Origin of the sequence: Amycolatopsis sp. cmx-4-83 (assembly GCF_046548815.1) — a bacterium.
Classification (GTDB): Bacteria; Actinomycetota; Actinomycetes; order Mycobacteriales; family Pseudonocardiaceae; genus Amycolatopsis; species Amycolatopsis pretoriensis_A.
In genome coordinates this window covers 404,636-415,271 of sequence record NZ_JAEBEF010000008.1, presented here as the reverse complement: position 1 = coordinate 415,271, position 10,636 = coordinate 404,636, and the positions used below count along the sequence as shown (strand labels likewise).

Annotated in this window: 10 protein-coding genes; 5 read left to right on the top strand and 5 right to left on the bottom strand. The window is 73.6% G+C overall.

Features of this window, described 5'->3' with window-relative positions:
* Window positions 1–51 precede the first annotated feature (51 nt).
* Together ACLJQM_RS26525 and ACLJQM_RS26520 are read right to left on the bottom strand one after the other, a co-directional pair.
* Window positions 52–1,224: a GAF domain-containing protein gene (locus ACLJQM_RS26525; RefSeq protein ID WP_410633154.1), complete on the bottom strand. Its 1,173-nt coding sequence runs from the start codon at window positions 1,222–1,224 to the stop codon at window positions 52–54.
* A 187-nt stretch (window positions 1,225–1,411) separates the two neighbouring features.
* Window positions 1,412–2,158: a sigma-70 family RNA polymerase sigma factor gene (locus ACLJQM_RS26520; RefSeq protein WP_360775994.1), complete on the bottom strand. Its 747-nt coding sequence runs from the start codon at window positions 2,156–2,158 to the stop codon at window positions 1,412–1,414.
* A gap of 84 nt (window positions 2,159–2,242) precedes the next feature.
* Here ACLJQM_RS26520 and ACLJQM_RS26515 point away from each other — a divergent pair, with 84 nt between their 5' ends.
* Both ACLJQM_RS26515 and ACLJQM_RS26510 read left to right on the top strand, forming a co-directional pair.
* The gene (locus tag ACLJQM_RS26515) at window positions 2,243–2,929 is read left to right on the top strand and encodes a TetR/AcrR family transcriptional regulator (protein WP_247024257.1); all 687 of its coding nucleotides are present in this window, start codon (window positions 2,243–2,245) and stop codon (window positions 2,927–2,929) included.
* A gap of 79 nt (window positions 2,930–3,008) precedes the next feature.
* Window positions 3,009–4,007 (top strand): TerC/Alx family metal homeostasis membrane protein, encoded by a 999-nt coding sequence (locus ACLJQM_RS26510; RefSeq protein ID WP_410633153.1) that lies wholly within the window; start codon window positions 3,009–3,011, stop codon window positions 4,005–4,007.
* On the opposite strand, the gene ACLJQM_RS26505 is transcribed toward ACLJQM_RS26510, so the two are convergent.
* A complete protein-coding gene (locus ACLJQM_RS26505) occupies window positions 3,987–4,403 on the bottom strand; it encodes a VOC family protein (RefSeq protein ID WP_410633152.1) in 417 nt (138 codons plus the stop codon). The two genes, ACLJQM_RS26510 and ACLJQM_RS26505, sit on opposite strands and share 21 nt — an antisense overlap.
* A gap of 22 nt (window positions 4,404–4,425) precedes the next feature.
* Here ACLJQM_RS26505 and ACLJQM_RS26500 point away from each other — a divergent pair, with 22 nt between their 5' ends.
* Window positions 4,426–5,070: a GntR family transcriptional regulator gene (locus ACLJQM_RS26500; protein WP_360775986.1), complete on the top strand. Its 645-nt coding sequence runs from the start codon at window positions 4,426–4,428 to the stop codon at window positions 5,068–5,070.
* A 32-nt stretch (window positions 5,071–5,102) separates the two neighbouring features.
* Window positions 5,103–5,921, top strand: coding sequence for a DUF427 domain-containing protein (locus tag ACLJQM_RS26495; protein ID WP_360775983.1), 819 nt, complete (start codon window positions 5,103–5,105; stop codon window positions 5,919–5,921).
* On the opposite strand, the gene ACLJQM_RS26490 is transcribed toward ACLJQM_RS26495, so the two are convergent.
* A complete protein-coding gene (locus ACLJQM_RS26490) occupies window positions 5,916–7,778 on the bottom strand; it encodes a DNA/RNA non-specific endonuclease (protein ID WP_410633151.1) in 1,863 nt (620 codons plus the stop codon). The genes ACLJQM_RS26495 and ACLJQM_RS26490 overlap by 6 nt on opposite strands.
* A gap of 296 nt (window positions 7,779–8,074) precedes the next feature.
* Between ACLJQM_RS26490 and ACLJQM_RS26485 the strand changes: the two genes are divergently transcribed.
* Window positions 8,075–9,088 carry a zinc-dependent alcohol dehydrogenase gene (locus ACLJQM_RS26485; RefSeq protein WP_360775977.1) on the top strand — a complete coding sequence of 338 codons (1,014 nt, stop codon included), beginning with the start codon at window positions 8,075–8,077 and terminating at the stop codon, window positions 9,086–9,088.
* Here the strand turns inward: ACLJQM_RS26485 and ACLJQM_RS26480 are convergent.
* The gene (locus ACLJQM_RS26480; RefSeq protein ID WP_360775974.1) at window positions 9,085–10,614 is read right to left on the bottom strand and encodes an adenylate/guanylate cyclase domain-containing protein; all 1,530 of its coding nucleotides are present in this window, start codon (window positions 10,612–10,614) and stop codon (window positions 9,085–9,087) included. The genes ACLJQM_RS26485 and ACLJQM_RS26480 overlap by 4 nt on opposite strands.
* Window positions 10,615–10,636: the final 22 nt, after the last annotated feature.

Sequence of the window (10,636 nt, the reverse complement as noted above, 5' to 3'; positions counted from 1 at the left end):
GCGCGTTGAGGGCAGCCAACCCCGGCGGCCGGGGTCCGCGTAAGGGTTGCCCTAAGGTTGCACTACGACTTCGACGCCGGGCGCGAGCCGGTACGGGCGGGCGAGCAGCAGGCCGCCGACGAGCTTGCGCAGCCGCGACAGCTCGGCGCGCACAGTCACCACGTGCGTGCGGTCGCCGTAAACGGTTTCCGACAGCTGCGCGGCCGACACCCCGGCCGGACCCGCGGTCGCGATCAGCCGCAGCAGCTCGGCCTGGCGCCGCCCGAGCGGGTGCGTCCACCGCGCCGAGCCTTCGACGATCGCCCGCGGCGGCCCGAGTTCGAGCGTGATCCGCAGCGGTCCGCGCCGGCTCGGGCGCAGCAGCCAGCCCCCGGGCACCGGCTCGGGTTCGCACGTCCCGAGTCCGCGCACCGCGACCGGGACTCCCGGGCTCGGCGCGGCGACCCGGTCGAGCCCCGGCACCCCGCGGTGCGCGGCGACCCAGCCGTGGTCGTCGACGACCAGCCCGGGACCGCCGGTGAGGACGTGCCCGGACAGCTGCCGGAGCCCGTGGAGCCGGGCTTCGTGCCGCTGCCACAGGAGGGCTTCGGCGAGCCGCACGGACGTCCCGACCAGCGCGACCGTCATCGGGTGCACGGTCTCGGCCGGCCCGCTGACGTCGACGATGCCGAGCAGCTCCCCGGTCCGCGGGTCGTGCAGGGGGTAGGCGGTGCAGGCCCAGGCGTGGTGCGACCGCACGAAGTGCTCGGCGGCGAACATCTGCACGGGCGCGGCCTCGGCCAGCGCGGTCCCGATCGCGTTGCTCCCGATGGCGGGCTCCGACCAGGTGGCCCCTTCGGTGAACCCGAGCGAGTCGGCGCGGTGCCGCACCCGGCGCGCCCCTTCCCGCCACAGGACGACGCCGTCGGCATCGGTGACGACCATGAGGTGGTGCGCGTCTTCGGCGACCGACGTCAGCGCGCCCCGCAGCTCGGGCAGCACTTCGTTCAGCCGGCAGCCGGTCCGGCGCCGTTCGACTTCGGCGGCGCCGAGGGGATCGGGCGCGGGCGGCCGGTCGGGATCGACGCCTTGCGCGGCCACGCGGCGCCAGGACCGTTCGACGAGCAGGCGCGGCGCGGTCCGGGGGGCCTTGCCGGCCAGGACGGCGTCGTGGATGCCCGCGAGCAGCCGGGCGTGCCCGGCGACGTCGGTGCCGGGCCGGACCGCGCAGACGCCTTCGTCCACCGCCACCTCCTGGGCCGTGGCCTCACGGTAACCCGCCTGGTGGGGGGTGGGGCAACCTTCCCGCAACCCCGCAACCCCGCAACCCCGCAACCCCGCCACCCCGCCACCCCGGGGCCCTCGCACCGCGTCCGGCGCCCGACCGAGGGGTTGCGACGTCCGCAGCAGCCGGTTCGAGACCGGTCCGGGGTCAGCCGGTGAGGCGGGCCGCCGTCGCCGGGAGTTCGCGGTTGGCCTCGTCCAGGCCGCTGGCCACCGTGCGGCAGGGGGCGCAGCGGGCGATGTGCTCCGCGATCGCCGTCGCTCGCCGGGGCGACAACGCCCCGCGGACCCAGGCTCCCATCCGCCGCCGGGGTTCGCGGCAGATCGGCTCCTCCGCGTCCGGGACCTGGACCTGCAGGTACGCCTGCCGCAGTCCTTCCCGCGCCCGCATCGCCAGCGCCGCCACACTGTTGGGTGAAAGTCCGAGCAGGGGAGCGACCTCCGTCGGGGTGTCGCCCTCGGCTTCGGTGCGCCACAGCACCGTCCGCCACCGCCCCGGCAGCGTGCAGTACGCCGTCCACACCAGCTTCTCGTTCGACCGGTGCAGCGCCCGCTCATCGGCTCCGCAGGTCGCGCGAGCCTCGGGGACCGTCTCGCACAGCTCGACCCGGCTGCCCTGCTTTCCCCAGCGGGACACCAGGTTCCGCATCGTCACGACCAAGTACGGGCGCAGGTCGCCGTCCGGCCCGCCGCCGGCGCGGACCACGGCCAGGACCCGGGTGAAGGCCTCGGCCACCAGATCGTCGCGCTCGGCGGGCTGGTTCGCCCAGCTGCCGGCGATGCGGCGCAACGGGCCCTCGTGGCGGCGGAACAGGAGGCCGCCCGCGGCGAGGTCGCCGGCGCGGAGGGCGGCGAGCAGTTCCGCGTCCGGCGGGTCCTCGTTTGCTGTCCTCATCGGTACTCTCCGTGACCACGCTGCACCCAAAGTAAGAGGTACGGCAGTGTACGCGATAGCGTCGCGCCGGTACACTCCGTGCCGATGACATCGACGGACAGACCGCGGCCGCCGGATGGGCGGGCCGCGCGGTGGGCCGGGCAGCGGGAACGCCGTCGCGGCGAATTCGTCGAGGCGGGCCTGCGCGCCATCGCGCGGTACGGGCCCGAGGTGTCCACCGAGCAGATCGCCGACGAAGCCGGCGTGGCCCGCACGCGCCTTTACCGGCACTTCGACGGCGCCGCCGACCTGCAGCACGCCATCGCGGGCCGGGTGGCGGAGCTGATCACCACCGAGTTCGCGCCGCTGTGGAGCCCCGCCGGCACGCCGATGGACCTGATCCGGACGGCGATCGGCGCGCACACCCGCTGGCTGGCCGAGCACGGCTCGCTCTACCGCTACCTGACCCGGCACGGCATGGACGGCGCCCCCGACGTCTTCGCCGACGGCAAGACCGCCATCGCCCGGCAGCTCACCGTCGTCTTCGAGCACTACCTCGGGCTCTTCGGCATGGACACCCGCGTCTGCGAGGCCGTCTCCTTCGGGCTCGTCGGCCTGGTGGAGACGAGCACCTCGCGCTGGCTCGAGAACCCCCGCGGCGTCACCCGCGCCGAGCTGGCCGCCCTGCTGGCGCGCTGGGTCTGGGGGATCGTCGACGACACCCTGCGCGCGGGCGGCGTCACCCTCGACCCGGACGTGCCGCTCGCCGCGGCCGACCTGACCGCGCCCTGACCGTCCACAGTGGAGTCCGGGTGCGCGGTGGCGGGCCCGCCCTTACGATCGCCGCAAGCACGCGGGAGCGGGGGAACGGATGGGCATCGGGGCCGGCACGTGGCTCGTCACCATCGGCGTCGTCCTGGCCTTGCTGGCCGTCGACCTCGTGCTCGCCGCGGTCCGGCCGCACCGGGTCGGGTTCGGCGAGGCCGTCGCCTGGTCGGTGGGCTACATCCTCGTCGCGGTGGCGTTCGGCGTCTGGCTGGCGCTCGCCCACGGCGGCGAGTTCGGTGCGGAGTACTTCGCCGGCTACATCGTCGAGAAGAGCCTGTCGGTCGACAACCTCTTCGTGTTCGTGATCATCATGACGACGTTCGCGGTCCCGGAGGAGCACCAGCACAAGGTGCTCACGTTCGGGATCATCCTCGCCCTGGTGATGCGCGGGCTCTTCATCGCGCTCGGCGCGGCCCTGCTCGCGTTGTTCTCCTTCATGTTCCTGCTGTTCGGCCTGCTGCTGATCTTCACCGGCGTCCAGCTGTTCCGGCACCGCGACGCCGACCCCGACATCGAGCACAACCTCGTCGTGCGCACCGCGCGGCGGCTGCTGCCGGTGTCGGAGACCTACGACGGCGGCCGGTTGACCACCACGGCCGGCGGGCGGCGGCTCGTCACCCCGCTGGTGGTCGTCCTGGTCGCGATCGGCGGCGTCGACCTGCTGTTCGCGCTGGACTCGATCCCGGCGGTGTTCGGCGTGACCGACGAGCCGTTCATCGTCTTCGCCGCGAACGCCTTCGCGCTGCTGGGCCTGCGCGCGCTGTACTTCCTCGTGAAGGGCCTGCTCGACCGGCTCGTCTACCTCTCGGCCGGGCTCGCGGTGATCCTCGCGTTCATCGGGGTGAAGCTGATCCTGCACTGGGCGCACGTCGACCTCGACGAGCGCGTCCCGGAAATCGCCACCCCGGTCAGCCTCGCGGTGATCATCGGCGTGCTGGCCGTGGTGACCGTCGCCAGCCTGCTCAAGACCCGCCGCGACCCCGGGGCGAAGGCGCACCCGGGCTCGCTGCGCGGGTCCGCCTCAGACCGCGAAGACCTGTGAGTCGTCGGCGAACGCCTTGAACTCCAGGGCGTTCCCGGCCGGGTCGAGCAGGAACGTCGTCCACTGCTCACCGGGCTGCCCTGCGAACCGGAGGTAGGGCTCGATCACGAACGCCGTCCCGGCCGCGCGCAGCCGCTCGGCCAGGGCGTGGAACTCCTCGACGGTCAGGAGCAGCCCGAAGTGCGGCACCGGCACGTCGTGGCCGTCGACCGGGTTGTGCACCCGCTCCGGCCGGGACGGCACCAGGTGCGTCACGAACTGGTGCCCGTGCAGGTTCCAGTCGACCCAGGTGTCGGCGCTGCGGCCCGGTTCGAGGCCGAGGACTTCGCCGTAGAAGCGGCGGGCGGCGGCGAGGTCGTCGACGGGCATCGCGAGGTGGAAGCGAGGGAGAGTCATGTCTGGATGTTAACATTACGACATGAGTGCTCAAGTGGCCCCCGCGCGCCGGCGCGGGCTGGCCGACGAGGTGGCCGACCGCGTCCGCGACGCGATCTTCGGCGGTGTCTACGCGCCGGGCAGCGCGCTGCGGGAGGTGGAGCTCGCGGAAGCGCTGGGCGTCAGCCGCGGGCCGGTGCGGGAAGCGCTGCTCAAACTGGAGCGCGAGGGGCTCGTCCGCAGCGAGTGGCACCGGGGCACCACGGTCACCGCGCTGTCCGACGCGGACGTCGCCGAGCTGGACAGCCTGCGGGCGGCGCTCGAACAGCTCGCCGTCGCCCTGGTGGTCGAGCGCGCGCCCGACCTGGCCGAGGTCGACGCCGTCGTCGGCCGGATGGAACGGGCCGCCGACGCGCACGAAATGGTCCGCTGCGACCTCGCGTTCCACGACGCGGTCTACGCCGCCGCCGGCCACCGGCGCCTGCGCGAAGCGTGGGAAGCGATCCGCTCGCAGGTGCACCTGTTCCTGCTGACCCGGATCGGCGTCGAGGCCGAGGGCTACCTCGACGGCATCCCGGCCGAGCACCGCGAGCTCGCCGAGGCGCTGCGGGCGCGTGACCTCGACGCGGCGCTCGAGCTCTTCGCCGTGCACCGCCGTCACGCGTACGAGATCCTGCGCGGGAGTTGACGCCGGCGTCGTCCGGCGCGGATCGTGGACCGATGGCGACACGCATGGGTGCGCGGTTCACCGGCGACCTGGCCGAACTGCGCTACGAACCGGTGGCGAAGCGGGTGCGGGCGGTCGCGAGTGGACGGACGTTCGCCGACTCGCGCCGGGCCGTGCTGGTCTGGGAACCGAAGCGGGTGGTGCCCTCGTACGCGTTCCCGCTCGCGGACCTGCGCGCGACCCCGGCCCCCGCGGACACCGCGGCGGCGCCGGAGCACCCGGTCCGGCTGGCCGAGGGCGGCCCGCCGGTCCTCGACCCGCGGACCGCGTTCGCCGTGCACACCTGCGCGGGCGAGCCGCTGACCCTGGCCGGCGACGGCGTGACGCTGCCGGGCGCGGGTTTCCGGCCCGCCGACCCCGACCTGGGCGAGCACGTCGTCCTCGACTTCGCCGCCTTCGACGAGTGGCTCGAGGAAGCCGAACCGATCGTCGGCCATCCGCGGGACCCGTTCTCGCGCATCGACGTCCGGCGCGGCGACAGCCGGGTCCGGATCGAGGTCGACGGCGTCGTCGTGGCCGACTCGGCCGCGCCCCGGATGCTGTTCGAAACCGGCATCACCACCCGCTACTACCTGCCGCGCGAAGACGTCCGGATGGAGCTGCTGACCCCGTCGGGCACCCGCACCACGTGCGCCTACAAAGGACACGCGAGCTACTGGTCGGTGGGCGCGCACCCCGATCTCGCCTGGACGTACGGCGAACCGCTGTCCGACGCGCGGGACGTCGCCGGGTACATCGCCTTCCTGACCGAACGCGTCGACGTCTTCCTGGACGGGGAGCGGCAGCCGCGGCCGGTCACGCCCTGGTCATAGCACCAGGTCCGCCGGACCGCCGATCTCGCGCACCTCGCTCGTGGATTCCTGCTGCGCCAACGGATCCGCGTCCGGCAGCTCGCCGAACGACAGCCCGGTCAGCTCGGCGACGCGCCGGACCGGGACCTGGTAGGTGCGGTAGGCGCCGTAGCTGAACTCGCCCGCCAGCTCCAGTCCCTTGATCAGTTCCTCCTGGCTCAGCAGGTAGGCCGTCGCCGAGAGCGTGCCGTCGGTCTTCACCATCGCGACGACCTTCCAGAACTGGCGCGGCAACCGCACCCCGCGGTAGCGGTCGTCGTCCTCGGCCAGCACCGGGCCGGTCAGCACGGTGACCTTGAGGTCGTGGTTGTCCGCGTTGTTCAGCACGTAGTCCTCGAGCCCGGCCCACGTGGTCTTGTTCTGGTTGAAGTCCTTGTGCTGCGGCGAACAGTTCGTGAAGTGGAACGTGTCGTCGTTGCCCAGCTGGGCGATCGCTTCGGTCGCACCCCACGCCGGGTCGAGGCGGCGGACCAGGTGGCCGCGGTCGAGCGGGTTGGCCCGGTAGATCTCCTCACCGACCTGCTCGGCCTCCTCGACGCGGGGGTCCAGCGACCAGTGATCGGCTTCGCGGTGCAGTGACCGGCTGGTGCGCCCGTCGATGTTGACCGCGGTGAACAGCGCGAGCCGCCGCTCCTTGTGCAGCACGACGCTGAAGTGGTGGTACGGCAGCACGTACCGCGGTTCGGCGGTGGCCTGCCGGTTGAGCGCGGCCAGCGGCACGAGGGCCTCGGGCAGGGCGGGCAGCGGCACGGCGTGCCCAGGCAGGAAGGCCGGGTCGTAGCCCTCGCGGTTCGAGTAGTCCGGGTCGATCCGGCCGGTCTCCGGCCGGGCGCCCGCCACGGGCAGGGCGCGGCCGGCCAGCCGGTCGACGAGGGCCTGCTGCTCGGCCGGGAACCGGTGCGTGCGCAGGAAAGCCAGCAGCTTGCTGACCCGGATGCCTTCGTTGATGAAGCGGCCGAGCTCGGCGTGGTCGCCGGTGGGGACGCTCGCGTGGTGCAGCGCCACGACCTCCCACTGGTCGTTGAACACCGGCGAACCCGACGACCCGGGTTCGGTGTCGGTCTCGTAGTGCAGGAACTGCTCCAGCACGTCGACGACGCGGTTCTCCCGCAGCGCGACCTTCTTCTTGTCGCCCTGGGGGTGCTGGACGATGGTGACGAAGTCGCCGACGATCGCCTTGCCCTCGGTGCCGATCAGCCGGTTGTACCCGAAGGCGGCGAGGTCGTCCGCGGACGCTTGCACGGCGACGAGCGCGAAGTCGAGGTCCTCGTCCGCGACGAAGAAGCGGCCGGGGTCGAGCCGGAACGCGCGCACCGGCCGGGGCAGGCCGTCGACGCCGTCCTGGTAGTCGAACTCGATCACGCTGAACCCGGCGGTCGCCGCGTCGGGCAGCACGTGGTGGTTGGTGAGCAGCAGTTCCGGCGACACCAGCGACCCGGTGCCGTAGCCGGTGAGCCGGCCGCGGTCGTCACGGATGTTGACCCGGCCCACGGCCGACGCCGCCCGGACACCGCCTTCGAGGTAGCCGACGCCGAGGAGGTCGTCGGTGAGGATGATCCGTTCGAGGATCGCGCCCGCGGCCGCCATCGCCGCGGGCTCGCCTGCCACGATCGCCGCCGGGCTGACCGGGCGCACGTCGGGGTGGTAGCGGGCGAGCCGGTCGATCCGGGTGGCCACGCGGCGCGGCTCGTCGGCCCTGGCGATCCCGCCGGGCGTGCGCAGCAGCGCGATCTTGGCCCGCCGTTCGACGATCCGCCGTCCGGCTCGCGCGGCGGCGGCCGCTTGCTGAGCGGACGGCCGTTCGGTCTTGACGTCCACGGTGCCTCCCCGGACGAAGCGGAATCACCGCGTTAGTCGCATTCGTCCGGGGTCCGTTACACGAATTCCGTTGTATCGGCCGGAATGTGATGGTTCATTTTCGCTTCATTCGGAGAAAGGGAGAAAAATAACCGCCCGGCGCGCGGCCGGTCCGGCGGTTCGCAACGTCGTGAACGGGTCGTTCACCGCGCCGGACGCGGTGAAAGGGTCGTTCATGACGTCCCGGACCGGGTCAGGGCGAACGTGCGTGGAAGGGCGAGACCGCCACCGGCGGGCAAGCGTGCGAGCATTCTGCCATGTCTTCGATCATGCGGGCGTTCGTGCTCACCGGCCCCCGGGAGTACGCCGTGCGGGAGGTTCCCGCGCCGGCCGCGGCACCGGGTGAGGTCGTCGTCGACGTCGAGCGCGCCGGCGTGTGCGGCACCGACGTCGAGTTCTTCACCGGCGAGATGCCCTACCTGCACGACGGCCACGCCGCCTACCCGATGCGGCTCGGGCACGAATGGGCGGGCACGGTCTCGGCTATCGGCGACGGCGTCGACCCCGCCTGGCTCGGCCGCCGGGTCATGGGCGACACGATGCTCGGCGACCGGACGTGCCGCCGGTGCCGGAAGGGGCACCAGCACACCTGCGAGCAGCGCGAGGAGGTCGGCATCCGCGGTGGCCGGCCGGGCGCGCTGGCCGAGCGGCTCGCCGTGCCGGCGTGGTCGCTGCACGCGCTGCCGGACCCGGTGGACGCCGTGCTCGGCGCCCTGGTCGAACCCGGCGGCAACGCCCTGCGCGCGGCACGGGCCGCCCAGGCCGGCCCCGGCGACCGGGTGCTCGTGCTCGGGCCGGGCACGATCGGGCTGCTGACGGCGATGTTCCTGCGGGCCGCGGGTGCCGAGGTGCACCTGATGGGCGTGGCCGCGCTGGACTTCGCCCGCGGCCTGGGCTTCACCGGCGTCTGGACCCGCGAGACGCTGCCGGACCTGCCGTTCGACGCGGTCGTCGACGCCACCGGCGCGGCCGCGGCGCCCGCGCTCGCGGTGGACCTCGTGGAGCCGGCCGGGCGGGTCGTCTACATCGGACTGTCGGGCGACCCCAGCCGGGTGGACACGCGTGCGCTGGTCTTCAAGGACGTCACGGCCGTCGGGGTCCTGTCGGCGTCACCGGGCCTGGCGGAGGCGATCGAGGCGTACGCGAGCGGAGCGGTCGACCCGCGCCCGCTGGTGGGGGCGACCGTCGGCCTCGACGGGGTCGGCGCGGTGCTGGCGGGGGAGCGGCCCGGCGGTGCGGGGCCGAAGGTCCACATCGACCCGCGGCGCTAAGTCCTCGGCGACGCGAGCGTGGTGGGGCGGGATCGTCCGCGCAGCACCACTTCCTCCTTCGCCACCCACTGGGCCGCCTCGGTCTCCGCGGCGGACTCGACCGCCGTCCAGGAGGCCAGCAGGCGGGCGGGGGCGTTCTTGGCCAGCTCCGTCAGCCGGGCGGCTTCGTTGACCGGGTCGCCGATCACCGTGTACTCGAAGCGGCGCGGGTCGCCGACGTTGCCCGCGACCGCGTCGCCGGTGGCCACGCCGAGGCCGGCCGGGCCGTCCGGGACCTCCGCGGCCAGGCGGCGGGCGATCGCGCGGGCGGCGGCCAGTGCGCACGTCGCGTGGTCGGCGAGCGGGGCCGGCACCCCGAAGATCGCCAGCGCGGCGTCGCCGACGAACTTGTTGACCAGCCCGTGGTGCCGGTCGACCTCGTCGACCACCACGGCGAAGAACCGGTTCAGCAGGGCGACGACCTCCTCGGGCGGGCGGCTCGCGGCCAGCGCCGTCGAGCCGACGAGGTCGACGAACAGCACCGACACCGTCCGCACCGTGCCGCCCAGCTCGGTGGCCGTGCGCATGGCCTCGACCGCGACCTCGTGGCCGACGTGCCTGCCGAACAGGTCGCGCATTCGCTCGCGCTCGGCCAGCCCGGCCGCCATCCCGTTGAACCCCGCCTGCAGCAGGCCGAGCTCGCTGCCGTCGTAGACCGGGATCTCCACGGCGAACTCGCCCGCCCGGACGCGGCCCAGCGCGTCCTGGACCGACGTGATCGGGTTGACCACCGCGCGGGCGGTGAACACCGTGACCAGCAGGCCGAAGCACAGCACGACCAGCCCGAGCACGATCACCGACACGGCCAGCTTCGTCGTCGAGACGTCGCCGCGGACCCAGGCCAGCACCGCGGTCACCACCAGCCCGGCCACCGGCACCCCGGTGCCCAGGCACCAGAACAGCAGCATCCGCAGGTTGACGCCGCCGGTGACCGGGCGCGGCGGCGTCGTGCCCGCCAGCGCCAGTGCCGCGTACGGCCGCAGCGCGAACTCGCCGAACAGGTAGGCGATCGCGCAGACGACGACGGCGGCGAAGGCGACGACGAGGAGCTCGGTCAGCGCCACCGACGGCTGGACGAGGACAGCGAGCCCGCCGAACACCAGTGTCGCGACGCCCCACAGCACGGCCTGCAGCACGGTGAGCCGCAGCGGGACGCGCAGGCTCGCGGTGCGTTCGGCGTCGGTGGGCCGGCGCCCCTCGGCCGCCCAGTGCAGCGTCCGCAGCGCGCCGCCGGTGCCCCACAGCGTGCCGACGACGACCGCCGAAACGACGTACACGGGTACCGCGATCGCGGTGACGCGGACGAGGTCGGCGGACATCCCCGGCGCCGGCATGAGCAGGGCCGCGAGCCCGACCACGACCAGTGCGCCGATGACGTTGGTGGCGATCAGGGCGGCCGTGAGCAGCCGCTGGACCCGCCGCCGCAACGCCGTGACGTTCTGGTCCAGCGGGCCGAGCAGCCCGGAGCCGTACGGCAGGGGTTTCACCCGCTGAGTGTACAACCGTTCA

What these genes read in the sequence shown, in the direction of transcription:
- ACLJQM_RS26510 (WP_410633153.1), top strand. Translation starts at nt 3,009, where the DNA reads ATGGGCATCGGGGCCGGCACGTGGCTCGTCACCATCGGCGTCGTCCTG.
- ACLJQM_RS26495 (WP_360775983.1), top strand. Translation starts at nt 5,103, where the DNA reads ATGGCGACACGCATGGGTGCGCGGTTCACCGGCGACCTGGCCGAACTG.
- ACLJQM_RS26500 (WP_360775986.1), top strand. Translation starts at nt 4,426, where the DNA reads ATGAGTGCTCAAGTGGCCCCCGCGCGCCGGCGCGGGCTGGCCGACGAG.
- ACLJQM_RS26485 (WP_360775977.1), top strand. Translation starts at nt 8,075, where the DNA reads ATGTCTTCGATCATGCGGGCGTTCGTGCTCACCGGCCCCCGGGAGTAC.
- ACLJQM_RS26520 (WP_360775994.1), bottom strand. Translation starts at nt 2,158, where the DNA reads ATGAGGACAGCAAACGAGGACCCGCCGGACGCGGAACTGCTCGCCGCC.
- ACLJQM_RS26515 (WP_247024257.1), top strand. Translation starts at nt 2,243, where the DNA reads ATGACATCGACGGACAGACCGCGGCCGCCGGATGGGCGGGCCGCGCGG.
- ACLJQM_RS26505 (WP_410633152.1), bottom strand. Translation starts at nt 4,403, where the DNA reads ATGACTCTCCCTCGCTTCCACCTCGCGATGCCCGTCGACGACCTCGCC.